General features: G+C 68.5%; 18 protein-coding genes and 1 riboswitch. Of the genes, 11 read left to right on the top strand and 7 right to left on the bottom strand.

Annotated elements, in window-relative coordinates; genetic code table 11:
• Positions 1-75 precede the first annotated feature (75 nt).
• Together pyrF and EV278_RS16395 are read left to right on the top strand one after the other, a co-directional pair.
• The gene (gene pyrF / locus EV278_RS16400; protein ID WP_132093748.1) at positions 76-765 is read left to right on the top strand and encodes an orotidine-5'-phosphate decarboxylase; all 690 of its coding nucleotides are present in this window, start codon (positions 76-78) and stop codon (positions 763-765) included.
• 412 nt (positions 766-1,177) lie between these two features.
• Positions 1,178-3,949 carry a hypothetical protein gene (locus EV278_RS16395; protein ID WP_132093745.1) on the top strand — a complete coding sequence of 924 codons (2,772 nt, stop codon included), beginning with the start codon at positions 1,178-1,180 and terminating at the stop codon, positions 3,947-3,949.
• Between the two features lie 108 nt (positions 3,950-4,057).
• Here the strand turns inward: EV278_RS16395 and EV278_RS16390 are convergent, their stop codons facing one another.
• Positions 4,058-4,258, bottom strand: a complete 201-nt coding sequence (locus tag EV278_RS16390; protein WP_132093742.1) for a DUF1674 domain-containing protein — start codon at positions 4,256-4,258, stop codon at positions 4,058-4,060.
• 69 nt (positions 4,259-4,327) lie between these two features.
• Between EV278_RS16390 and EV278_RS16385 the strand changes: the two genes are divergently transcribed.
• Positions 4,328-5,608: an RsmB/NOP family class I SAM-dependent RNA methyltransferase gene (locus EV278_RS16385; protein WP_132093739.1), complete on the top strand. Its 1,281-nt coding sequence runs from the start codon at positions 4,328-4,330 to the stop codon at positions 5,606-5,608.
• 53 nt (positions 5,609-5,661) lie between these two features.
• On the opposite strand, the gene EV278_RS16380 is transcribed toward EV278_RS16385, so the two are convergent.
• A complete protein-coding gene (locus tag EV278_RS16380) occupies positions 5,662-6,858 on the bottom strand; it encodes an acyltransferase (protein ID WP_165916671.1) in 1,197 nt (398 codons plus the stop codon).
• 229 nt (positions 6,859-7,087) lie between these two features.
• Between EV278_RS16380 and rpe the strand changes: the two genes are divergently transcribed.
• The 5 genes from rpe to purH all read left to right on the top strand — a co-directional run bounded on the left by rpe (position 7,088) and on the right by purH (position 15,553).
• Positions 7,088-7,747, top strand: coding sequence for a ribulose-phosphate 3-epimerase (rpe, locus tag EV278_RS16375; RefSeq protein WP_132093733.1), 660 nt, complete (start codon positions 7,088-7,090; stop codon positions 7,745-7,747).
• A gap of 9 nt (positions 7,748-7,756) precedes the next feature.
• Complete coding sequence (locus tag EV278_RS16370) at positions 7,757-9,520, top strand: heparinase II/III family protein (RefSeq protein WP_132093730.1); 1,764 nt, start codon at positions 7,757-7,759, stop codon at positions 9,518-9,520.
• Positions 9,521-9,630: 110 nt separating this feature from the next.
• Entirely contained in the window at positions 9,631-11,358 is a 1,728-nt protein-coding gene (locus EV278_RS16365) for a PAS domain S-box protein (protein WP_132093728.1), read from the top strand.
• Between the two features lie 543 nt (positions 11,359-11,901).
• Positions 11,902-13,707: a heparin lyase I family protein gene (locus EV278_RS24645; protein WP_132093725.1), complete on the top strand. Its 1,806-nt coding sequence runs from the start codon at positions 11,902-11,904 to the stop codon at positions 13,705-13,707.
• A gap of 129 nt (positions 13,708-13,836) precedes the next feature.
• A riboswitch (ZMP/ZTP riboswitch) is annotated at positions 13,837-13,917 on the top strand.
• A gap of 28 nt (positions 13,918-13,945) precedes the next feature.
• The gene (purH, locus tag EV278_RS16355) at positions 13,946-15,553 is read left to right on the top strand and encodes a bifunctional phosphoribosylaminoimidazolecarboxamide formyltransferase/IMP cyclohydrolase (RefSeq protein ID WP_132093722.1); all 1,608 of its coding nucleotides are present in this window, start codon (positions 13,946-13,948) and stop codon (positions 15,551-15,553) included.
• Positions 15,554-15,612: 59 nt separating this feature from the next.
• Here purH and EV278_RS16350 read toward each other — a convergent pair whose 3' ends face one another.
• Complete coding sequence (locus EV278_RS16350; protein WP_132093720.1) at positions 15,613-16,800, bottom strand: acetyl-CoA C-acyltransferase; 1,188 nt, start codon at positions 16,798-16,800, stop codon at positions 15,613-15,615.
• Positions 16,801-17,150: 350 nt separating this feature from the next.
• Here EV278_RS16350 and EV278_RS16345 point away from each other — a divergent pair, with 350 nt between their 5' ends.
• Positions 17,151-19,538 (top strand): TonB-dependent receptor, encoded by a 2,388-nt coding sequence (locus tag EV278_RS16345; protein WP_132093718.1) that lies wholly within the window; start codon positions 17,151-17,153, stop codon positions 19,536-19,538.
• 178 nt (positions 19,539-19,716) lie between these two features.
• On the opposite strand, the gene EV278_RS16340 is transcribed toward EV278_RS16345, so the two are convergent.
• From EV278_RS16340 to EV278_RS16325, 4 genes are all read right to left on the bottom strand, one after another.
• Positions 19,717-20,136: a DUF4440 domain-containing protein gene (locus EV278_RS16340; protein ID WP_132093715.1), complete on the bottom strand. Its 420-nt coding sequence runs from the start codon at positions 20,134-20,136 to the stop codon at positions 19,717-19,719.
• Positions 20,137-20,213: 77 nt separating this feature from the next.
• Positions 20,214-20,909 (bottom strand): TPM domain-containing protein, encoded by a 696-nt coding sequence (locus EV278_RS16335; RefSeq protein ID WP_132093712.1) that lies wholly within the window; start codon positions 20,907-20,909, stop codon positions 20,214-20,216.
• Entirely contained in the window at positions 20,909-21,676 is a 768-nt protein-coding gene (locus EV278_RS16330; protein ID WP_243692222.1) for a TPM domain-containing protein, read from the bottom strand. The genes EV278_RS16335 and EV278_RS16330 overlap by 1 nt, the downstream gene beginning before the upstream one ends.
• Positions 21,677-21,803: 127 nt before the next feature.
• Complete coding sequence (locus EV278_RS16325) at positions 21,804-22,448, bottom strand: LemA family protein (RefSeq protein ID WP_132093706.1); 645 nt, start codon at positions 22,446-22,448, stop codon at positions 21,804-21,806.
• 261 nt (positions 22,449-22,709) lie between these two features.
• On the opposite strand from EV278_RS16325, the gene EV278_RS16320 reads away from it, so the two are divergent.
• Both EV278_RS16320 and EV278_RS16315 read left to right on the top strand, forming a co-directional pair.
• Positions 22,710-23,135: a hypothetical protein gene (locus EV278_RS16320; protein WP_132093703.1), complete on the top strand. Its 426-nt coding sequence runs from the start codon at positions 22,710-22,712 to the stop codon at positions 23,133-23,135.
• A gap of 206 nt (positions 23,136-23,341) precedes the next feature.
• On the top strand, positions 23,342-23,677 hold the full coding sequence (locus tag EV278_RS16315) for a hypothetical protein (RefSeq protein ID WP_132093700.1): 336 nt from the start codon (positions 23,342-23,344) through the stop codon (positions 23,675-23,677).
• Positions 23,678-23,744 lie beyond the last annotated feature (67 nt).

The raw sequence follows: 23,744 nt of genomic DNA, 5'->3' as shown, positions 1-23,744 counted from the left end.
TAGCTTTCAATTCGCGCGGATCCGCACCCTTCTTAGGGTGATGCGGACGTGCGCGCCACACCCCGGGGAACGCCCATGACCGCCGATCCGCGCCTGATCCTGCCGCTCGACCTGCCCAGTGTCGCCGAAGCCCGGGCCATGGTCGACAGGCTCGGCGACGCGGTGTCGTTCTACAAGATCGGGCTGGAGCTGTTGGCCACCGACGGCATGGCCCTGGCCCGCGACCTGAAGGGCGAGGGCAAGTCGATCTTCCTGGACTGGAAGCTGCACGACATCGGCGCGACCGTCGAACGTTCGGCCCGGGTGCTGGCCGGAGCCGGCTGCGACCTGCTGACGGTCCACGCCGAGCCGCAGGTGATGCAATCGGCGGTCAAGGCCAAGGGCGGCTCGGACCTGAAGATCCTGGCCGTCACCGTGCTGACCAGCCTGAACGACGCCGACCTGATCGAACTTGGCTATGCGTTCAGCGCCCGCGACCTGGTGGCGCGGCGGATCCGCCAGGCGGTGGACTGCGGCGTCGACGGCATCGTCTCGTCCCCCCACGAGGCCGCCCTGGCCCGCGAGATCGCCGGTCCGGACTTCCTGGTGGTGACGCCGGGCGTGCGCCCGTACTGGTCGGCCAAGAACGACCAGGCTCGCGCCGCCACCCCGGCCGACGCCCTGAAGGCCGGCGCCAGCCACCTGGTCTGCGGCCGTCCGATCACGGCGGCCAACGACCCGCGCGAGGCGGCGCTGAAGGTGGTGGCCGAGATGGCCGAGGCCTGAGGCCGCGCTCGCCGCACGATCGACCGTCCCGAACGGCGCGACAAAACGGCGCGCCGTCGCCGTTCCCTGGGCAAGCAGCGAGGGCGCGCGCCGGCCTCGGCCGAGAGCGATTCATGACGCCCGAACATCGGCGACTCTTTGGCCGCTCTGCTGTGCTTTTGATCTTCGTTCGCCCTGAGCATCGTTGGATGCTCGCCTATACTTTTCGGAATTCGCTATTTCCTCAGTATATCTCGTGGTGTGCCGTAAATGTTGGAATTGGACCACTGCGTGAGGCGAAATCTTGGCGGAGCTTTCGGTAAGGTTGTGGATTTAACAATCCATTATACTATCGTAATCTTAGATTAATCACGAAGTTCTACTCATCGTTCAGCGTGCGACGCTTAGACCCTCCCTCGTTCGGAGGGGTACAATGTCCAAGTATATCACCGCCAAGGGGCCCGAGCTGTTGCTCTCGGGCTCGCCCAGCAACTGGGTGGCCAACAGCACGGCCAAGGAAACCCAGCTCGGATCGAGCAAGAACGACGTGTTCCACGGCTCGGGCGGCGATACGCTGATCGGCGGCGCGGGCGACGACACCTACTATCTGTGGGACAACACTTCGGTCGTGGTCGAGAAGGCCGGCGAAGGGATCGACACCGTCGACGCCCGGTTCTGGGGTCCGGTGACGCTGGCGGCCAATGTCGAGAACCTTCTGCTGAACTCGGCCGGTTCGACCGCCGGGACCGGCAACGCCCTCAACAACATCATCGTGGCGGGGACCGTCGGCGCGACGCTGAACGGCCTGGGCGGTGATGACGTCCTGGTCGGCGGCGCGGGCGGGGACCTTTTCAAGGTGGCCGCCGGCAACGGCTCCGACGCTATCCTGAACTTCAAGCCGGGCAGCGACGTCATCCAGCTGACCGGCTACGGCGTCACCAGCTTCGCCCAGCTCAAGACCCTGGCCACCCAGAGCGGCGCCGACGTCAAGCTTAGCTTCGCCAACGGCGAGAGCCTGGTGATCCGCGACACCGCCCTGTCCAGCCTGACCGCCTACGACTTCGGCCTGAAGGCCGATCCCGCCGCCATTCCGGCCGGCTACGCCCAGCTGACGGGTCCCGGGGCGGCCTGGACGGCCAACGGCTGGTACGTTCTGAACAACGTCTGGAACCCCGGCGCTCTCGTCTACAATCAGAACTATACGATCGACAGCGCCTACAGCGCCTCGGACATGACCTCCAAGACCACCTTCAACTGGTCGTTCCCGGTGGTCACCGAACCCTATCCGACCATCCGCGCCTATCCCGAGGTGATCTTCGGCCCGGCCCCGATGAGCGGCGGCCACAAGGTCAGCGACATCGCCGGGGTTTTCCCCGTCCAGGTCAGCACGCTGGGGCAACTGACGGCCGACTACGACGTCAGCTACAAGGGCAACACCGGCGGCTTCAACGTCGCCTTCGACATCTGGCTGACCGACACGCCCAACGGCGGCGCCGACACCGTCACCAGCGAGGTGATGGTCTGGGTGCACAAGGGCGACTTCGCCCCCTCCGGCCAGCAGGTCGGGACCTATTCCAACGGCTCGGTCACCGGCAAGATCTACGCCAACACCACCGGCGACTGGACCTACACCGCCGTGGTCCTCGACCAGGACACGCCCAAGGGCCAGATCGACATCGCCGGGATCCTCAAGACGCTCGAAGGGCTGAAGCTGGTCTCGTCGGCCGATTATGTCGCCTCGGTCGAGCTGGGGGCGGAGGTTGTCTCGGGCGCCGGGTCGCTGACCGTCAACAACCTGGACCTCGACGTCCGGGCCCGGAACCTCGACGGCTCGACCAAGGTCATGCACGTCGAGGGCTCGGGCACGACCACCACGACGATCATGGCCAGCGTCGACAAGGTCGCCACGCCGCCTAAAGCGCTCGACCTGTCCGGCGACGACACCCTCACCTATGACCGGACGGCCGTCTCCATCTCAGGCGGCGCGGGCCACGACACCCTGGTCCTGAAGGCCAGCGCGACGGTCAATCTGGGCGACTCGGTCAACCAGGTCGCTGGCGGGGCCGCCGTGGTCACCGATTTCGAGGACGTCGACGCCTCGGCCGCCAGCGGCGCCGTTGTCCTGAACGGCTCGACCTTGGACAACAGGCTGACGGGCGGCGCCTATGCCGACACCCTGGTCGGCGGCGGCGGCGCGGATAGTCTCAAGGGCGGGGGCGGGGCCGATTTCCTTGATGGTGGGATCGGTTCGGACCAGCAGCGCGGCGAGGCGGGCGACGACCGCATCGTCTACGACTCCGCCGACACCGTCATCGACGGCGGGGCCGGTAGCGACACCCTGGTCCTGAAGGCGGCCGCCACGGTGCATCTGGAGAACTTCTCGTCCAGCCAGGTCAGCGGCGGTTCGGCCTATGTCACAGGGTTCGAAAGTGTCGACGCCACGGATGCGACGGCCGGGATCACCGTCACCGGCTCACAGTTCAACAACAGCCTGACGGGCGGCGGCGGCGCCGACACCTTGATGGGCGGAGCGGGCTCCGACGTCCTCAAGGGCGGCCTGGGCGGCGACGTCCTGGACGGCGGCGCGGGCGTCGACCAGGTGCGCGGCGAGGCGGGCGACGACCGCATCGTCTACGACGCCGCCGACACCGTCATCGACGGCGGCGCCGGGCGCGACACCCTGGTCCTCAACACCGCCGCCACCGTGAACCTGGGCAACTTCTCGACCAGCCAGATCAGCGGCGGTTCGGCCTATGTGGCGGGCTTCGAGGATGTCGACGCCGCGGCCGCCACGGCCGGGGTCCGGTTGAACGGTTCGGCCTTCAACAACAGCCTGACGGGCGGAAGCGGCGCCGACACCCTGGCCGGGGGCGCGGGCTTCGACGTGCTGAAGGGCGGTGCGGGCGGGGACCTGTTCGTGTTCGGCGCCTTCAACGCCGGCGATGTCGACAGGATCCTCGACTTCTCGCACGCCCAGGGCGATCGCATCGACCTGTCGGCCATCGACCCCGTGCCCGGCGGCCTCGACGATCCCTTCGCCTTCATCGGCCAGAGCGCCTTCCACCATGTGGCGGGCGAGGTTCGCTACGACGCCACCGCCGGGGGGCTGACGGTCCAGGCTGACGTCAACGGCGACGGCCATGCGGACTTCTCGATCCTGTTGGCCAACGCCACGTCGCTGGTCCACAGCGATTTCATCCTGTAGCCAAGCCTAGAGCATCGCCCGGGAAAGTGGACGCCAGCTTTCCGAAAAAGCGATGTGAAAACAAAATTCTAGAGCAAATTGTGCGATTCCCTTGTCGCGCGATTTGCTCTAGAAATCGACCGCCACGCCCTTGCGCTCCCAGTCGCCGAACCGCGTCGGCTCGGGGCCGTCGCGGCCGCCTTCCTCGGTGGGGAGGGCGGCGGCCTGTTCGGCCGCGCGGCGGGCGGCGGCCTCTTCCAGGGCGCGGCGGGCGGCGGGGGTGAGCGGCTTGTCGGGCGCCGCGCCGGGCGGCAGGTCGGTCTCGGACATGACCGTCTTCCTAGCACCGTCGGCGCCAAAAAGCTTGCGCTCGCCGTCGCGTTTGGGCACGGCGGGCGAGTGACTCAGGAACTCAACGACGGCCTCCCCGCGCGGGAAGGCGCTCTCGCCCTCATCGACGCGGCCCTGTCGCGGCGCGGCGGCCTCGATGAGGCCGCCTCGGCCAACGCCTTCCGCTTTCTGGAACCACGGGAGCGGGCCTTCGCGCGCGCCCTGGCCATGGCCACCCTGCGCCATCTTGGGCCCATCGACCGCACCCTGGCCGGCAAGCTGGCCAAGGAGCCGCCGCCCCGGGTGCGCAACCTGCTGCGGCTGGGCGCGACCCAGGCCTTCTTTCTGGAGGTCCCCGCCTTCGCCGCCGTGGCCACCAGCGTCGAGCTGGCCGGCGCCAACAAGGCCAGCCGGCCGTTCAAGGGCCTGGTCAACGCCGTGCTGCGCGGCCTGCTGCGCGACGGCCCGCCCCCGGCCGAGCCAGAGCACCTGGCGCCGCCCTGGCTGTACGCCCGCTGGGCTGGCGCCTGGGGCAAGGAGACCGCCGACGCCGTCGCCGCCCAGATCGACTTCGAGCCAGCCACCGACCTGTCGCTGAAGCCTGGCGCCGACGCGGTCGCCCTGGCGGTCGCGCTGGAGGGCCAGATCCTGCCGGGCGGCACGCTGCGCACCGCGCGCCGGGGCGACGTCTCGACCTGGCCCGCGTTCGACGACGGGACCTGGTGGGTGCAGGACGCCGCCGCCGCCATCCCCGCCCGTCTGCTGAACGTCCAGCCCGGCCAGACCGCCCTGGACCTGTGCGCCGCGCCCGGCGGCAAGACCCTGCAACTGGCCGCGGCTGGCGCGACCACCGTCGCCGTCGACCGCTCGGCCGCCCGCTTGCAGCGCGTCACCGAGAATCTGGCTCGCCTGAACCTGACCGCCGAGGTGGTCGCCGCCGACGCCGGCGCCTGGGACGACGCCCGCGGCTTCGACGCCGTGCTGCTGGACGCCCCGTGCTCGGCCACCGGCACCTTCCGCCGCCATCCGGACGTGCTGTGGGCCGCGCGCCCCGGCGACGTGGCCAGCCTGGCCGCGGTCCAGAGCCGCCTGCTCGACAGCGCCGCGGGCCGGCTGAAGCCCGGCGGTCGCCTGGTCTATTGCGTGTGCTCCCTCGAGCCGGAAGAGGGCGAGGCCCAGGTCGAGGCCTTCCTGGCCCGTCGTCCCGACATCGCCCTGGACCCGATCGCTTCGGAGGAGGGCGGCGCCCCGGCCGCCAGCCTGACGCCGCGCGGAACCCTGCGGATCCTGCCCCACCACCGCGAAGGCGGGCTGGACGGCTTCTTCGCGGCGCGGTTCGTGAAAAACTAGCCGAAATTGACGTCCGCGAAGCAGGGGCGGCGGCCTTGGCTTCGTCGCTCGCTCTAGGCCGGACGACCCTGGGCAAGGATCACGCCGGGTCGCGCCTTTTTCCGCAGGATCCTGGACAGGGGCGTTTCCACATGGCGCCAGGTCAGCCATCCGACGGTCAGGCAAACGACGCAAGCCAGGGCGCAATAGGCGATCAACCAGGCTGACCCCCGCATCGGGAGGCGAGCGAAGGCGGACGCCAGCCCTCCCAGCAGGAAACTGTGGGTCAGGTATACGCTGTAGGAGGCGTCGCCGATGGTGCGCGCCAGAGCGTTGAACATCGGGGAGGGCTTCAGAGCGCCCACCAGGGTCGTAAGCACTATGGCTGCACCGATGGAGAGCCCGTGAGGCCAACGCCACAACGCCGAGGCCAGCAGAAGCAAAAAGACTCCGAGGCAAATGACCGCGTCGGGCAGGGCGACGCCCCGCCGCCCAACGCGGCGATAGGCGATCGCCACCAGGATCCCCAGCGTAAAGTAAAGAATTATCGGCCGGGTTAGAAATTCCAAGATGTCTTGCACCTGACTTGGTGCAGACGAAATATTCCAACCCGCCAGAGGTGCGACCACAAGGCTGCTCAAGATGATCAGCACCGCCGCAAGGCCCAGTCGCAAAGGTAGAAGCATCGCGATCGCGAACACGACATAGAAGAACATCTCGTAATTCAGCGTCCAGCCCAGGGCGTAGACAGGCTGCAACAGACCTTCGGCGTTTCGGTAAGGGATGAACGCGAGGCTTTTCGCGAGGTCGAGTCCCTGAGGGGATACGTGCTTGACGATCGCCGTCATCAAGATCGCGGCAACCGTCGTCAGATAGTAGAGAGGAGCGATTCGCAGGTAGCGGCGGATCAGAAAGCCGATGGACGCGCCACGCCGGCCGAAGGCGTCGGCCATGGTGTAGACCATGATGAACCCGCTGATCGCGAAGAAGACTTCCACGCCTACGGTTCCCAGAGACCACGCCAGATCGCGATACTCGGCCGGATAGGCTCCGCGCTTGACCAACCGTTCCAGAAGATGGTCCGCGACGACGAAGAGCGCGGCTATTCCGCGAAGAAATTGCAGGTTGACGATCACCCTGTCCGCGGCGGCCGCCGCAATGGTGCAAGCTGCGGAATCGTTCAGGTTGGTTCGCAAGCGAACACCCCCGTTCAGGGTTGCGGCGTTGGCCGCGATCAGCTTTTGGCTGATCAAACAGCTTTGCTCAGCCATTACAAGGCCCTGCATCGCTTCGATGCTCGGTTAAGCTTGATGCGAAAGATTGCGGCGCGAAGCTGCCTGCTTGTGCAGCTTCGTACGGCTGGCGAAGCGCGGCCTTGGGCGATTGGCGGCGGTTGAACCGATGACAGCTTTCGTCGTCTCGAGCGCGCGCAGGGCGCCGGCGAACATGCTGACATCGGGCTCGCTTGTCGCGCGAGCCTTAGCCCGCTAAGCCATGGGCATGACCGCGCCGCTGATCGCCCCCTCCATTCTCGCCTCCGACTTCGCCAGGCTGGGCGAGGAGATCGCCGCCATCGAGGCGGCGGGCGCCGACTGGGTGCATGTCGACGTGATGGACGGCCATTTCGTGCCCAACATCACGCTGGGTCCCGACATCGTCAAAGCCATCCGGCCGCACGCCAGGATCCCGTTCGACGTCCACCTGATGATCAGCCCGGCCGATCCCTATCTGGAGGCGTTTCGCGCCGCCGGCGCCGACCTGATCAGCATCCACCCGGAAGCCGGTCCCCACCTGCATCGTTCGCTCAAGCGCATCCGCGAGCTGGGGGCCAAGGCCGGGGTGGTGTTCAACCCTTCGACCTCGATCGACCATGTCGAATGGATCCTCGAGGACGTCGACCTTTTGCTGGTGATGTCGGTGAACCCCGGCTTCGGCGGTCAGAGCTTCATCCCCGGCCAGCTGCGCAAGGTCGAGGCCCTGCGGCGGATGGTCGACAAGGCGGGCGCCGACATCATCATCGAGGTCGACGGCGGAGTCACCCCGGTCACGGCCCCGCAGTGCGTGGCGGCGGGAGCCACGGCCCTGGTCGCCGGCTCGGCGGTGTTCAAGGGCGGGCCCGCCGCCTATGCCGACAATATTCGCGCCCTGAAGGGGGGCTGATCCGGCGGCATGGAGGGGGCTCCCGAGACAGGTTCCGCCCGCAAGTCCTCCGCCCTGGCCGGCGGCTCCAAGGCCCGTGGCCGCGGCAAGCGCACCAAGGGCGTGTTCCTCAAGGCGCTGGGCGCGGCGATCAAGGGCAATGTCGAGCGGGAATGGTTCGGCTCGCCGCCGCATCGGGCCGCGATCAGCCGGCCTCGTCCGGTCGGCCTAGCCGCCCACCCGCACGACCCGCGCCCGGTCGATCCCGAGCGCGGCCGCCAGCTTCTGGACGGCCTGATGGTGCTGGACGGCGGGGTCCTGCGGCTGGGCGAGACGGGCGATCCGTTCGACCAGCCCAGCCCGACCCGCCAGTTCGCCGCCGCCCTGCATGGCTTCGACTGGCTGCCGCACCTGCTGGCGGCGGGCCCCGGCTCGGCCCGTCTGGCGCTGCGCCTGCTGCAGGACTGGCGGCGAGTGTTCGGAACCTGGAACGTGTTTTCGTGGAGCGGCGAGCGCCTGGAACGCCGCACGTTCCATCTGGCCTGCGCCGCCCGCGCCCTGTCGCCGGGGGCGTCGGACGCCGAGATCGCGGCCATGGCGCTGGACATCGCCCGCGGCGCCCGCCAGCTGCTCAAGGCCTCCGACGCCCCTGACCGCAAGCTGGAACGCGCCGTGGTCGTGGCCATCGCCGGCTGCGCCCTGACCGGCAAGGTCAGCGACCGGCTGATGGTCCAGGGGCTGAAGCGGGTGGCCGCCCTGCTGGACGCCACGGTCCTGCCCGACGGCGGCCACGCCAGTCGCTCGCCGCAGGCGGGGCTGGAGTTGCTGTTCGATCTGCTGACCCTCGACGACGCCCTGGGCCAGCGCGGCCGTCCCGCGCCCGAGGGCCTGGGGCGGGCCATCGACCGCCTCAGCTCGTCGGTGCGGTTCTTCACCCTGGCCGACGGCTGCCTGGCGGCGTTCCAGGGCGGGGAAGCGGTCGAGCCGCGGCGGATCGCGGCCGCCCTGGCCCACGACGACCACGGACCGCGCCCGCCTCAGGCCGCGCCTCACGTCGGCTATCAGAAGATGCAGGGCGGCAGCCTCCAGGTGATGGCCGACGCCGGCCCGCCGGCGGTCGGGGCGCTCAGCGTCGCCGCCTGCGCCCAGCCGGCCGCCGTCGAGATCGTGTTCGGCAAGGACCGGCTGATCACCAGCTGCGGCTGGAGTCCCGAGGCGACCGGGGCCAACGCCTTCCGTCTGTCCGACGCCGCCTCGACCGTGTCGGTCGGCGATGGCTCGGCCGGGCGGCCGCTGTCGGGCTGGCGGGCCGAGGCCCTGGGCCCCTGGTTGATCGACGGCGCGACCGAGGTGGAGGTCAAGCGCCATGACGCCGAGGTCGGCGTCTGGCTGGACGTCATCCACGACGGCTGGCGGCGCCTGGGCCTGACCCACGCCCGGCGCCTCTATCTCGACATCAAGGCCGACGAGCTGCGCGGCGAGGACAGTCTTCTGCCCGTCGGCTCGGCCAACCCCGACGGCCCGCGCCGCTACCTGCCGTTCTCGGTCACCTTCCACCTGCATCCCGACGCCCGCGCCTCGCTGGCCCGCGACGGCAAGAGCGTGCTGATCAAGGGGCCGTCCAATGTGGGCTGGTGGCTGCGCAACGACGCCGTCGACGTCCACATCGCCGCTTCGGCCCATTTCGATCACGGCCACCCGCGGCGGGCCGGGGCCATCGTGCTCAAGAGCCAGGTCCGCCCGGAGAAGGGCGCCAAGATCCGCTGGAAACTGGCCCGGGCGGCCGACCACTAGGATCGCGCCGGCCTGCGACATTAGGTCCCACGCCCGCGTCGGGCGGTGGAATTCACAGTCCCCGGCTCGTCCTGTAGCTGTTTTCGACCGCGTCGGCCGGGGAGGGGCAGATGTCGAATCTCGCCGCCCTGCAGCCCATCCTCAGAACCGCGATCGACCCCGTGGTGGTCATGGACCCGCGGGGCGCGCTCCTCGACTGGAGCGCCCGGGCCGAGGCGGCTTTCGGCTGGCCGCGCGAGGAGGTCTTGGGGCGAGGCCTGATCGAGGTGCTGGCGCCGCTGCGCCACCAGGCCGCCTATCGCCAGATCCTGGCCCGGCGCCTGGCCTCGCCCGAACCGCCCGTCGAGCGCCAGAAGTCCCAGCTGATGGCGGTGCGCAAGGACGGCGTCGAGGTTCCGATCGAGGTGTCGCTGGCCGCTTTCGGGGAGGGGAACGCGACGGTCTTTCTGGGCTTTATCCGCGACGTCACCGACCGCGTCGAGGTCCATGATCGGCTGGCCGCCAGCGAGGCGCGGTTCCGGGCCGCCATCGGCGCGGTGGACGGTATTTTGTGGACCAACGACGCCTCCGGCCGGATGGTCGGCGAGCAACCCGGCTGGTCCGCCCTGACCGGCCAGACACCGGAGCGGTATCACGGCTTCGGCTGGGCCGAGGCGGTGCACCCCGACGACGTCGAACCGACCCTCCAGGCGTGGAAGGCCGCCGTCGCCCGGGGCGGGCCCTACACCTTCGAGCACCGGGTGCGTCGCCACGACGGCGCCTGGCGCGATTTCGCGGTCCGCGCGGTCGCCGTCCTGGAAGCCGACGGCTCGATCCGCGAATGGATCGGCGTGCATACCGACATCACCGAGCGCAAGCGGGCCGAGGAGCGGCTGCGCGAGGGCGAGGCCCGATTCCGGGCCATGGCCGACTCGGCGCCAGCCCCGGTCTGGATGACCTCGGCCGAGGGCGGGATCACCTTCGCCAACGAGGCCTTCGCCGAGTTCGCCGGGCTGGACGCCCAGGACCTGCTGGGCGACGCCTGGATCGGCATGATCCACCCGGACGATGTCGCCGCGGTTGGGGCCAAGCGCGCGGCGGCGCGCGGCGCGCCCGAGGGACCCCGGCCCTGGAGCTTCGAGGCCCGGTTCCGGTGCGGCGACGGAACCTATCGCTGGATGGTGGCCAACGCCCGGCCGCAGATCGACGCCCGGGGTCAGTTCCAGGGCTATATCGGCATGGCCATGGACATGACCGAGACCAAGGCGGCCGAAGCCCGCCAGCGCCTGCTGATCAACGAGCTGAACCATCGGGTCAAGAACACCCTGGCCTCGATCCAGTCGATCGTCCGCCAGACCTTGCGGGCCGATGAGGCGCCGGTGAGGGTGCGCGAGCGGCTGATCGAGCGGCTCCTGGCCATGTCCGCCGCCCACGACGTGCTGACCCGTGAAAGCTGGGAGGGCGCGGCGCTGGACGACATCGTGCGCCAGGGCGTCGCCCCGTTCGTCGACGAACGCGAGCCGGGACGCGTCAGCATCGCCGGACCCAGCCTGCGGGTCGGCGCCAGCACCGCGCTTTCCCTGGCCCTGGCCGTGCACGAACTGGCCACCAACGCCGCCAAGTACGGGGCGCTGTCGACTCCGGCGGGCAAGGTGGCCATCGCCTGGGACCACGCCGGCGACGACGGGGCGGTCCTGACCTGGGCCGAGCGCGACGGTCCGCCGGTGGCCCCTCCCGACCGCAAGGGCTTCGGCACCCGGCTGCTGGATCGCGGCCTGTCGGCCGATCTCGGCGGCCAGCCCAAGCTGACCTTCGACGTGGAAGGCGTGCGCGCCGTGCTTCCCGTCAGGCTGGCCTAGAAGGCTTCCTAGCCGCCGTTCGACATGGTGATGGCGGCCCCTGTTTCGCCTGGCGACGTTCGGGCGTGCCCCAATCCGAAACCCGCACGCAATTTTCTGCGCCAAATCTTCGCGAAGGCGCAGCGCGTCGTTTCGCCACGCGGGGCCGAGCGTCCGCGGGCGGATCGTCTTCAATGGCCAAGCTTAGCAAGTGTCGCAGTGCGCCAAGCTGCGCCGAAGCGACGCATCGACAAAGGCCCGATCGAGATCTCGACAATCGTTAACATGTCCGGAGCCTTCGAACATCTCCGATCTTGCGGCGTAAGATTTTCCGTATTTATACACATTAGAGCAAAGTTGTCGTCAGCACGGCGACACTACATAGTGTAACTGATTCAGAACGCCTTCCGTTTACCCGAATTTAATTTAATAAACCGCCCGAAAAGTGGAGCTCGGGTCGCAAGATGTCTCGATGTTATCTCATTAGGATTCTTTTATCCGAGTTTTTTAAAGTCGAATATAGGGCGCTTGGCCATTTTCCCCACGGGTCGGGGAGCAAGGTCCATGAGTTCGGAAAACCAAGTCTATTACATACAGAACGTCGGCAACGGCTGGAACTATCGGGTCGCCGACGGCGTCTCGCGGTTCGAAGTGCGGGCGGGCGACAATCTGGCCGGCGACGGCCTGACCAAGGAGCGGTCGGAGATCGCCAGCGCCGCCAAGATGCAGGCCGGGCAGACCTACGAGATCAGCTTCAGCGTCATGATCGAACCGGGCGCGAAGAACACCGCCGACTGGATGACGCTGGTTCAGCTGCAGTCGACCTTCGACCCGGGCGAAGCGGGCCACAGCCCGGCGTTCGCGCTGGAGATGGTCGGCGACAAGATGCGCATCGTCACCCGCGATTCCGCCGCGGCGATCTCGACGGAAGCCAACACCCGCTATGTCCGGCACTACACCGACAGCGCCGACGTCGTCCGCGGCCAGTGGTACGACTTCAAGATCCAGATCAAGTTCGATCCGTTCGGACAGGGTCATCTGGTGGTCTTGCGCGACGGCGTCCAACTGGTCGATTTCCATGGCGCCCTGGGCTTCAACGACCTGGTCGGGGCCTATTTCAAGGAAGGGGTCTACCGGGAGTCCTCTCCCGAGACCTTCGCGGCGGACTTCAAGGGTCTGTCGATCAAGACGATCAGCGATACGGTCCTCCCGCAGCCCTCGTCCAGCGTCGCGCTCGCCAACAGCGTCGAAGCCGCGCTGGCGGCGCCGGTAGCGCCCGTGACGCCGGTCCACGCCATCGTGTCCGGCGGGGCGGGCGCCGACACCCTGACGAGCGCGTCCAAGACCGACATCCTGCATGGCGAGGCAGGCAACGACATCCTGATGGCCGCCAACGGCGCCTATCTGCTGGACGGCGGCGCGGGCGTCGACACGGTCTCGTTCAAGGGCCTGACCAGCGCCATGGTGGTCGACCTGGGCGTGACGACCGCCCAGACCACCGCCCTGGGGTCGATGACCTTCATCAATATCGAGAACCTGACCGGCGGGTCGGGCGCCGACAAGCTTTCAGGCGACGATTTCGCCAATGTGCTGGACGGCGGGATCGGCAACGACTTCCTGTACGGCAAGGCCGGGGACGACATCCTGCACGGCGGCGCGGGCAATGACCTGCTCGACGGCGGCCTGGGCCGGGACACGGGCGACTGGTCGGACATCACCACCGCGATCGTCGGCAACGAGGCGACTGGCGTGGTCAACACCGGCGACGGCTTCATCGACACGGTCAGCTCGATCGAGGTCTGGAAGCTGGGCAGCGGCTCCGACACGCTGGTGACCAAAAGCGCCAGCACCGTCTATGCCGGGGCCGGCAACGACAACCTGTCCGACAGCGGGGCCCAGGCCAACACCTTCTATGGCGAGGCCGGCGACGACCGCATCGACGGCATGGGCGGCAACGACTTCATCAGCGGCGGCGACGGCAATGACCGTCTGCTGGGCGGCAGCGGCAACGACATCCTGATCGGCGGCGCCGGCGTCGACACGATGGACGGCGGGGGCGGCAAGGACATCTTCCAGTTCCTGGCGAGGACCGACCTGCCGGTCGGCAAGTACGAAACCATCAACGCCTTCGAGTCCGGGATCGACAAGCTGGACTTCAGCGCCATCGACGCGGACGGCAAGGCGGCCAATGGCGACACGGCCTTCACCCTGGTGAGCCAATTCCATGGCGTGGCGGGAGAATTGCTGGTCTCGCACCCGACGGGCGCGAACTACTACTACGTCCAGCTCGACAACAATCTCGACCATATCGCCGACGCTACCCTGATCGTCTACGGTCCGACCCTGGTCGCCAGCGATTTCATCCTCTGAAGACAAGGTCGGCGCACTGGCCTTTACGGTCAGCGCGCCCGCCCTCTTGGGCCGATCGGTGGGCGATCAGGCCGGGTCCGACGGGTCCAAGACCTGCATTGACTCCCCCGCCGGCCTCCGTATTTTCCGCGCCGTCCGCGTGACTGGCGCTAGTGATGGGCAACCATCGGGGAGCGCGGACCTCAACCGCCGCGCGCCTGGGCTCCATTCCGTCGTCAACAGACCCGAGGAGTCCGCCGTGCCCGCCGCCCCCGACTATCCGTCCGCCCCCGATCTGGTCGCTCCCAAACGGGCCCTGCTGTCGGTGTCCGACAAGACCGGCCTGGTCGAGGCCGCCCAGGTCCTGCACGCGGCCGGCGTCGAGCTGGTCTCCACCGGCGGCACCAAGGCGGCGATCGCCGCGGCGGGTCTTCCGGTCAAGGACGTCTCGGAGTTGACGGGCTTTCCGGAGATGATGGACGGCCGGGTCAAGACCCTGCACCCGATCGTGCACGGCGGCCTGCTGGGCGTGCGCGACGCCCCCGAGCACGCCAGGGCCATGGCCGACCACGGCATCGGCGGCATCGATATCCTGTACGTGAATCTCTATCCGTTCGAGGCCACGGTGGCCAAGGGCGGCGATTACGCCGAATGCGTCGAGAACATCGACATCGGCGGCCCGGCCATGATCCGCTCGGCGGCCAAGAACCACGGCTATGTCGCCGTCTGCACCGATCCTTCGGACCTGGCCGAGGTGCTGGAGGCGCTGAAGGCCGGCGGCGCGACTTCGTTGCAACTCCGCCAGATCCTGGCGGCCCGGGCCTACGCCCGCACGGCGGCCTATGATGCGGCGATCTCCGCCTGGTTCGCCCAAACCTTGAAAGAGGGCCCGCTGGGCCAGGACTTCCCGGCCCGCAAGTCGATCGCCGGCGAGCTGCGCCAGACCATGCGCTATGGCGAGAACCCGCACCAGAAGGCGGCCTTCTACACCTTCCCCAACCCGCGCCCGGGCGTGGCCACCGCCACCCAGCTGCAGGGCAAGGCGCTCAGCTACAACAACATCAACGACACCGACGCGGCGTTCGAGTTGATCGCCGAGTTCGATCCGGCCCAAGGCCCGGCCGTGGCGATCATCAAGCACGCCAATCCCTGCGGCGTGGCCGTCGGCGCGTCGCAGCGCCAGGCCTATGAGCGCGCCCTGGCCTGCGATCCGACCTCGGCCTTCGGCGGCATTGTCGCCGTGAACTCGCGCCTGACCCGCGAGGCGGCCGAGGCGATGGTCGAGATCTTCACCGAGGTGGTGATCGCGCCGGAGGCCGACGACGACGCGGTCGCGGTGTTCGCGGCCAAGAAGAACCTGCGCCTGCTGGTGACCGGCGGCCTGCCCGACGCCCTGTCGACCGGCGACACGTTCAAGTCGGTGGCCGGCGGCTTCCTGGTCCAGTCGCGCGACGACGCCCGGATCAAGGCCTCGGACCTGAAGATCGTCACGAAACGTCAGCCCACGGACGAGGAGGTGCGCGATATGCTCTTCGCCTTCACGGTCGGCAAGCACGTCAAGTCCAACGCCATCGTCTACGCCCGCGCCGGCCAGACCCTGGGCGTCGGGGCCGGCCAGATGAACCGCAAGGACAGCGCCCGGATCGCGGCGCTGCGGGCCGCCGACTTCGGCCTGGACCTGAAGGGCTGCGCCTGCGCCTCGGAGGCCTTCTTCCCGTTCGCCGACGGCCTGATCCAGGCGGCCGAGGCCGGGGCGACGGCGATCATCCAGCCGGGCGGCTCGATGCGGGACTCCGAGGTGATCGAGGCCGCCGACCGGCAGGGCCTGGCCATGGCCTTCACCGGCGTGCGGGTGTTCCGCCACTAGGACCGGCCATCCGACGCCGACGCCGACGGGGACAGGCGCATGCGCCTGTCCCCTAAAGTCTAGAAGATCTCGAACAGCCCGGCCGCGCCCATGCCGCCGCCGATGCACATGGTCACCACGCCCAGCTTGGCCTTGCGGCGCTTGCCTTCCAGCAGCAGGTGGCCGGCGCAGCGCGCTCCGGTCATGCCGAACGGGTGGCCGATGGCGATCGAGCCGCCGTTGACGTTGTACTTCTCCGGATCGATGCCCAGGCGGTCGCGGCTGTAGAGGCACTGGCTGGCGAAGGCCTCGTTCAGCTCCCACAGGTCGATGTCGTCGACCTTCAGGCCGTGGCGTTCCAGCAGGCGCGGCACGGCGAAGACCGGACCGATGCCCATCTCGTCGGGTTCGCAGCCGGCGATGGCGAAGCCCTTGAACAGACCTAGCGGTTCGAGGTTGCGGCGGGCGGCCTCCTTGGCCTCCATCACCACCACGGCGGCGGCGCCGTCCGACAGCTGGCTGGCGTTGCCGGCCGTGACGAAATTGCCCTCGCCCATCACCGGCTTGAGGCTGGCCAGGCCCTCCAGGGTGGTCTCCGGACGATTGCATTCGTCCTTGGTGACCACGTAGTCGACCAGGCTCTCTTCCTTGGTCTCCTTGTTGACCACCTTCATCTTGGTGGCCATCGGCACGATCTCGTCGTCGAACAGGCCGGCGGCCTGGGCGGCGGCGATCCGCTGCTGGCTGCGCAGCGAATATTCGTCCTGGTATTCGCGGCTGACGTTGTAGCGCTTGGCGACGATGTCGGCGGTGTCGATCATCGCCATCCACAGGGCCGGCTTCTCCTTCATCAGCTTGTCTTCGGTGATGTGGAAGCGGTTCATGTGACCGCCGCCCTGCACCAGCGAGATCGACTCCACGCCGCCGCCGACCGCGACCGGCGCGCCGTCGTTGCGGACATAGTTGGCGGCCGTGGCGATGGCCTGCAGGCCCGAGGAGCAGAAACGGTTGACGGTCTGGCCCGAGGTGGTGACCGGCAGGCCGGCCCAGATGGCGGCGTTGCGGGCGACGTTCATGCCGGTGGCGCCTTCGGGACCGCCGCAGCCCAGGACCACGTCCTCGACCTCGGCGCCCTCCAGGCGCGCCCGGCTGACCGCGTGCTGGATGGCGTGGCCGGCCATGGCCGCGCCATGGGTGTTGTTGAACCCGCCGCGGTTGGACTTGGCCAGGCCGGTCCGGGCGTAAGAGACGATGACCGCTTCGCGCATGGGCGCTCTCCCCTTTAAACGTTAGTTTGAATTGGCGGCCACCCTAGACCGGGATTTCCGTCCGCGAAAGGTCACGCGAACGTAAAGCAGCGATCCCGCCGAAAAGCCGGTCTGCACACGGTAGCGCTAACAGTTCGAGGCAAAGACCCAAAGCTTGACCATGGATGAGCGACCTTGGAAAGACCACTCCGGCATTGTTGCGCCGATCTCACGCTCCGCCTGAAATATCCGGCGTTTCGAAGTTCCGGTTTCCTTCGGTGTTGACTTTCGATGATTCGGCCAAGAACGCTCAGGTTGTGGTCAGAATTGAAAATCCAAGAACCACCAGGATCGTGGAACGGGAGGAACTCATGCGTCTTGAGACCCATCGCCGGGGCGTGCGACACGCGCTGCTGGCCGCCACCGCGCTGGCGGCGCTGGTCGTCCCGCCGACGGTCGCCTCCGCCCAGGACCGGGCGGACGTGGTCGAGGAGATCATCGTCACCGCCACCAAGCGCGACGCGACCATCCTGGACGTGCCGTTCTCGATCAACGCCCAGAGCCAGGCCGACATCCAGAAGTCCGGGGCGGTGACCCTGGAGGACCTGTCGCGCAACGTCGCCGGCCTGACGATCCAGAACCTCGGCCCCGGCCAGAGCCAGGTGTCGGTGCGCGGCGTCTCGGCCGGCCAAGTGGTCCGCGACCAGCCGGGGGTCAAGGAGCAGGTCGGGGTCTATCTCGACGAGTCGGTGATCTCGCTGTCGCTGTTCACCCCCGACATCGACCTGTTCGACCTGAACCGCGTCGAGACCCTGCGTGGGCCGCAGGGCACGCTGTTCGGCTCGGGCTCGGTGGGCGGCACGATCCGCTACATCACCAACCAGCCGAAGCTTGGCGCCTACGAGGGCACGGTCGAGGCCAATTTCAACACCCTGAAGGGCGGCGACGTCGGCGGCTATGTGAAGGGCGCCGTCAACCTGCCGCTATCGGACAAGGCCGCCCTGCGGGTGGTGGGCTACGACACCGAATATGGCGGCTTCGTCGACGCCCTGGGCGAGGGCGGCGCGCGCAAGAAGAACGTCAACGACGGCTATCGCCGCGGCGGCCGGGTGTCGCTGCTGTTCAAGCCGACCGAGGACATCACCATCACCCCGCGCCTCGTCTACCAGAAGATCCACGCCGGCGGCTTCAATCGCCAGGAAGCGTTCAACCTGTTCGCCAACCCGTTCACCACCACCCGTCCGGCGATCACCCTGGGCGAGCGCGAGCAGTACCTGCTGCTGGACGAGAGCTTCGGCGACAAGACCTTCCTGGGCGACCTGACCGCCTCGTTCGGCTTCAACGGCCTGAAGCTCACCTCGGTGACCAGCTATATCGACCGCAAGATCGCCGTGAACCGCGACGCCAGCGCCCTGACCGGCAGCGTGTCGGTGGACCTGGGCTTCCCGGCGGCGGCGGTCACCTTGCCGTCCAAGCTGGTCGACACCACCGACCTGGAGCAGTTCACGCAGGAGGCGCGCCTCGGCTCCGACGGCGACGGCCCGTTCCAATGGCTGGTCGGGGCGTTCTATTCGAAGGTCGATCGGGTCTATAACCAGCGTTTGCCGACCCCCGGCTACGACGCCTATACCGACGCCACCCTGGGGGCCGGGACGTCGGCCGCGGTGGCCAACGGCTTTCCCGCCAACTCGCCCTACAACGCCTCGCTGCCCTACAAGATCAAGCAGAAGGCGGTGTTCGGCGAGGCCAGCTACGAGATCCAGAAGCTGACCATCACCGCCGGCGGCCGCTATTACGACTTCAGCGAGAACCGCCGCTTCACCTCGGGCGGCCTGTTCGCCAACGGCGACGACCAGGTCGACAAGACCTCGTCCGACGGCTTCACCCCCCGCCTGCTGCTCAGCTACAAGGCCAGCCCGGCCCTGACCTTCAACGCCCAGGCGTCCAAGGGTTTCCGGCTGGGCGGGGTCAACGACCCGCTGAACCTGCCGCTGTGCACCCCGGCCGACGCGGCGATCTTCGGCGGCTTCCAGTCCTATGACGACGAGACGCTGTGGAACTACGAGGGCGGGGTGAAGACCCGGATGGGCGGCGTCACGTTCAACGGCGCGGTCTTCTACACCGACATCAAGAACCTGCAGACCACGCTGGACGCCGGCTCGTGCTCGTCGCGCGTGGTGTTCAACGTGCCCAAGGCCCACACCAAGGGGATCGAGGGCGAACTGTCGGCCCGCCTGGCGCCCGGCTTCGACCTCAGCGTTTCGGGCAGCCTGCTGCAGGCCGAGTTCGACTCCACGGTCCGCGACGGCGCGGGCGCGGTGATCGGCGGCATCCGCGAAGGCAACCGCCTGCCGTCGGTGCCCAAGTTCCAGATCTCGATCAGCGCCACCTATACCCGGACCCTGACCGAGACGATGGACGGCTATGTCACCGCCTCGTTCCAGCACGTGGGCAACCGCTACACCCAGGCCAGCGACCAGGAGAACAATCCGCGCTCCTTCGTCTCCGGCCTGCCGTTCGGAGGGGCCTCGGGCGCCGACGCCACGGTGCTGAACCTGCAACTGCCCAGCTACGACATCATCAACCTCAGCGCCGGAGTGCAGATGGACAACGGCCTGGACATCATCGCCTACGTCAACAACGTGTCCGACGAGAACGCCCTGCTGTCGTTCGACCGCGAGCGCGGCGGCCGGGCCCGGCTGGGCTATTCGATCGGCCAGCCGCGCACCGCCGGCCTGACGATCCGCAAGTCGTTCTAGGTCAGGGGGGGGCGGGGTGGTGAGGCGCTTGGGTTCGCCCCACCCATCCGCTCATCCCGACGAAAGTCGGGACCCAAGCCGAGTCGACCAGAGCGTTCGCGGCCATGCCGTTCTCAGCGCGCGTCCTGATAGGCCCCTTGGGTCCCGGCTTTCGCCGGGATGAGCGGAAGAAGAGGCTCTATTTGGGCGCGGACCCCGCCTCGGCCAGGAAGTCGGCGTGGCGATGGATCATCTTCCAGTCGCCGTCCTCCCGCCGGAAGATCTCGGTCACCCGCAGGTGCATCTCGGCCGGCGCGTCGCGGTCGGCGAAGCGCACGGTGGCGTGCTGCAGGCCGGTCCAATAGGCCAGGTCGCCGCTGGCCTGGCTGTGCAGGATCTCCAGCGTGGTCTCGCCAGCCGCCATGCTCCTGGCGCCGCGGGCGTTGACGGCGGTGACATGCCCGGCCCCCTGCTCGCGCCCGCGGCTGGGCGGGAAGAAGGTGGCCGGGTTGGCCTGGGCGGCGATCTCGCCCAGCGGTCCGGCGTCGCCGTTGACATAGGCCTGGGCGACGCGTCGGCGCTGGTCGAGGAAGGCGGTGAAGTCGTCCTGGTCGGTCATGAGAGCCTCCTGAAGCGTCACGCCCAGAACGCGCGAGGGCGCTGAACGCACCTTTCCTCCCTATCGCGGAGGGCTCTCTATCTTGGCAGCACCGTCAGCCCGTCCGGCAGTTCGTTGCGGTCGTCCGGCCGGGGCGGCGCGTGGGCGGCGAGGATCGCGCCGGCCCTGGCGATGGCCGCCACGAAACCGTCGGCGATCGCGCCGCGCTTGAGGCCGGCGACCAGATCGGCCACCACCTCGTCCCAGACCCCGCTCGGCGCGGCGGCGTGGACGCCGTCGTCGGCGATCACCTCGACGCGGTGCTCGGCCAGGGCGGCGAAGATCAGCACCCCGGTGCGCTCGCGGGTCAGGTGCAGGTCCTTGGTCATGAAATAGTCCAGCGCCGCCTGGCGCACCCGGGCCTTCTTGACGGCGGGCGGGATCAGGGCGCGGCGCACGGCCGGGATCGAGACCAGGGCGGCGACGACGGCGAAGATCGCAGCCTGCAGGCCGACATAGGTCAGCAGGGCCGACAAGATGGCCACGTCCTGGGCGGCGGCGTGGCCGATGCTCCAGCCGCCGAACAGCCGGCTCAGCATCTCGGGCCGGAAGCCGGCCAGCAGGGCCAGGGCCGGCAGCAGCAGGGCGGCGCTGGTCGCCCAGATCAGCGGAACCGCGCGGTCGTCGCCGACCTCGGGGGCCAGCACGCAGTAGATCTCGCCGGCGGTGGTCTTCTCGGCCTCGGCCACGGCCAGGGCGATGCGGTTCTGGTCGGCTTGCGAAAGGGTCTTCATCACCAGCTCCCCGAAGATCCGCCGCCGCCGAACGAGCCGCCGCCGCCGGAGAACCCGCCGCCTCCGCCCCCGTCGCTCCAGCCGCCGCCTCCGCCCCGGCCGCCGCTGAGCATGCCGTTCAGGATGATCCACGGCAGGGCCGAGCCCAGGCCGCCGCTCCGTCGGCCTCGACGGCCGAACACCTGGCTCAGCACCACGATGACGACGAACAGGATCAGCAGGGCCAGGATCGGCGAGGCGCCGGAACTCCGCTCGGCCTGCTGCGAGACCTTGAAGGCCTGGGCCGCCTTGGCCTTGGCTTCCTCGTCGGGCAGGGCCAGCTGGGCGATGACCGCGTCGGTTCCCGCCACGACCCCGCCCTCCAGGTCGCCGGCCTTGAACTTCGGCAGGATGGCGGTCTGGATGATGACGCTGGACAGGGCGTCGGTCAGGATCGGCTCCAGGCCGTAGCCGACCTCGATGCGCACCCGGCGCTCGGTCGGGGCGACGATCAGCAGGGCGCCGGTGTTGGTCCCCTTCTGGCCGATGCCCCAGGTGCGGCCCAGCTGGTAGCCGTAGTCCTCGATCTCATAGCCCTGCAGGCTGGGCACGGTGGCCACCACCAGCTGGCGGCCGGTGGTCTTCTCCAGGCTTTCCAGCTTGGTGGTCAGCTCCGCCTCGACCGCCGGCGACAGGATGTTGGCGCCGTCGACCACCCGTCCGGTCAGGGCGGGGAAGGTCGGGCCGGCGGCCAGGGCGGGGGCGCTGAAGGCCAGCGCCAACGCCATCAACAGTCCGCTCATCCCGGCGAAGGCCGGGACCCAAGCCGAGCGGGCCGTCCAAGCGCCGAGCTTCGACCGGACCTTCAGCTTGGGTCCCGGCCTTCGCCGGGATGAGCGGAAAGAAAAGAGCACCTCAGTTCGCCGGGCTGGGCTGGGTGTTCACGGCCGGGGCCGCGGGCGCGTCGAAGCTGACGTTCGGCGCCGACTGGGCGTTGGCCGTGGCCTGGAACAGCTGGGCCGGCTTCTGGGAGCCGTACAGGGTCTTGGCCCAGATGATGCTGGGGAAGGTCCGCAGGGTGGTGTTGTAGACCTGGGCGGTGTTGTTGTAGTCGCGCCGGGCGATCGAGATGCGGTTCTCGGTGCCCTCCAGCTGGCTCTGCAGGGCCAGGAAGTTCTGGTTCGACTTCAGCTCCGGATAGCTTTCCTGGATCATCATCAGCCGGCCCAGCACGCCCGAAAGCTTGTCCTGGGCGGCGGCGTACTGCTGGAACTGGGCGGGGTCGGTGATGGTCGAGGCGTCGACCTTGACCTGGGTGGCGCTGGCTCGCGCCTCGGTGACGGCGGTCAGCACGCCCTTCTCCTGGGCTGCGTAGCCTTTCACCGTCGCCACTAGGTTGGGGATCAGGTCGGCGCGGCGCTGGTACTGGTTCTGCACCTCGGCCCAGGCGGTCTTGGTCGCCTCGTCCTGGGTGGGGATGGTGTTGATCCCGCAGCCGGCCAGCAACAGGCTCACGGCGATGACGGGGGCGAGACGGGTGAGGGTTCTGAGCATCCGCATGAAGTCCCTTCGGGCCTGGTTGGATCCGGACGTAGCGCTGTGTGTCGCTCTTGGCGGTCGTTGGACGCACACTAAGGGCCAGCTTCGCGCCGATGCAAACGCGATGACGACCTGCGCGTGCATTCTCGCGCAATGCGCGCGTTTGTCATCCTCGAAACGTCAGCGCGCGCCGCGCTCGGCGGTCAATCGGACCCTCTTGTGACAATCGGTCGCCAGTCCGCCTTAACCCCGCGCTCACCCAAGCCTGGCAGCATCGCATCCATGATCATGATGGCCGCCTGCGCTGTGCTGGGAGCCGTGCTTGGCCTCTACGCCAAGCCGCGCTGGCTGGGCGTGGCCATCGCCCTGGCCCTGGTCGCCGGCATTGAGGGCGGCGAGCGCTTCTTCATCGACCTGATCGACCAGCAACCCAATCGCGAACTGCTGATCGGCCGCCTGCACGCCATCTTCGGCGAGACCTGGCTGGACGCCGTCGGGCCGATGGCGGCCGCCGTGGCCGGCGCGGTGTTCGCCGCGATCATGGGCAAGGTCATGGAGCGCGAAAGCCGGACCGTGGTGATCAACGCGGACGAGATCCGCCGCAAGGCCGGCAAGGACGGCCGATATGCTCGCCTGGAGGGGATGATCCAGGAGCGGGAGGCCCCGACCGCGGCCAAGGGCCGTTTGGACTCGATCCTGGGCCAGTAGCCCAAACCGTCCGTTTCATTAAAAAATGCTCATGCGAAATAAAATCCGCTTGCGCAATTTCTGAACACTGATATCTAAGCAGTGCTTAGTTCTGATCCGGCGCCCCGGTGGGGATACCGGCGCCGACATCCCCGGTTCGGAACGACCAGTACAGCTTATCGCCGATCATTCGATCCAACTCCCTGTACACGCTGGAGGGCTCTCTGATGAAGCTCCAATCCCTGGCGGCCGCCGCCGCCCTGACGACCTGCCTGTTCGCCGGCTCGGCCTTCGCCGACGGCCGCATCGCCGTCGCCCTGGAAAACCCGCTGGCCGTCAAGACCAAGGTCGTGGCCGGCGGCGCCGTCTTCGTTTGCGAAGGCGCCGAATGCGTCTCGACCGCCGCCCCGTCGCGGGCCCTGACCGCCGTCTCGTGCAAGGCCCTGGCCAAGGAAGTCGGCCGGGTGGCGGCCTTCGGCGGCGAGACCAAGTCGCTGGACGCCGACGACCTGACCCGCTGCAACGCGTCGGCCAAGGCCGGCGTGCAGACGGCCGAGAAGTAATCCGGCCTTTTAGTACCCGGACGCCTTGGGGCCCTCCCGCCCCGTCCGGCTGTTTCCTCGAGCATTC

The organism is Caulobacter sp. BK020 (assembly GCF_004342605.1).
Classification (GTDB): domain Bacteria; phylum Pseudomonadota; class Alphaproteobacteria; order Caulobacterales; family Caulobacteraceae; genus Caulobacter.
Note: the sequence above shows the minus strand (reverse complement) of the source record. Positions and strands in the feature narration are given on the sequence as shown.

Bases quoted from the DNA above. Each gene is read 5' to 3' on its own strand.
- pyrF (WP_132093748.1), top strand. From the start codon at position 76: ATGACCGCCGATCCGCGCCTGATCCTGCCGCTCGACCTGCCCAGTGTC.
- EV278_RS16395 (WP_132093745.1), top strand. From the start codon at position 1,178: ATGTCCAAGTATATCACCGCCAAGGGGCCCGAGCTGTTGCTCTCGGGC.
- EV278_RS16390 (WP_132093742.1), bottom strand. From the start codon at position 4,258: ATGTCCGAGACCGACCTGCCGCCCGGCGCGGCGCCCGACAAGCCGCTC.
- EV278_RS16380 (WP_165916671.1), bottom strand. From the start codon at position 6,858: ATGGCTGAGCAAAGCTGTTTGATCAGCCAAAAGCTGATCGCGGCCAAC.
- rpe (WP_132093733.1), top strand. From the start codon at position 7,088: ATGACCGCGCCGCTGATCGCCCCCTCCATTCTCGCCTCCGACTTCGCC.
- EV278_RS16370 (WP_132093730.1), top strand. From the start codon at position 7,757: ATGGAGGGGGCTCCCGAGACAGGTTCCGCCCGCAAGTCCTCCGCCCTG.
- EV278_RS16365 (WP_132093728.1), top strand. From the start codon at position 9,631: ATGTCGAATCTCGCCGCCCTGCAGCCCATCCTCAGAACCGCGATCGAC.
- EV278_RS24645 (WP_132093725.1), top strand. From the start codon at position 11,902: ATGAGTTCGGAAAACCAAGTCTATTACATACAGAACGTCGGCAACGGC.
- EV278_RS16350 (WP_132093720.1), bottom strand. From the start codon at position 16,800: ATGCGCGAAGCGGTCATCGTCTCTTACGCCCGGACCGGCCTGGCCAAG.
- EV278_RS16345 (WP_132093718.1), top strand. From the start codon at position 17,151: ATGCGTCTTGAGACCCATCGCCGGGGCGTGCGACACGCGCTGCTGGCC.
- EV278_RS16340 (WP_132093715.1), bottom strand. From the start codon at position 20,136: ATGACCGACCAGGACGACTTCACCGCCTTCCTCGACCAGCGCCGACGC.
- EV278_RS16335 (WP_132093712.1), bottom strand. From the start codon at position 20,909: ATGAAGACCCTTTCGCAAGCCGACCAGAACCGCATCGCCCTGGCCGTG.
- EV278_RS16330 (WP_243692222.1), bottom strand. From the start codon at position 21,676: ATGGCGTTGGCGCTGGCCTTCAGCGCCCCCGCCCTGGCCGCCGGCCCG.
- EV278_RS16325 (WP_132093706.1), bottom strand. From the start codon at position 22,448: ATGCGGATGCTCAGAACCCTCACCCGTCTCGCCCCCGTCATCGCCGTG.
- EV278_RS16320 (WP_132093703.1), top strand. From the start codon at position 22,710: ATGATCATGATGGCCGCCTGCGCTGTGCTGGGAGCCGTGCTTGGCCTC.
- EV278_RS16315 (WP_132093700.1), top strand. From the start codon at position 23,342: ATGAAGCTCCAATCCCTGGCGGCCGCCGCCGCCCTGACGACCTGCCTG.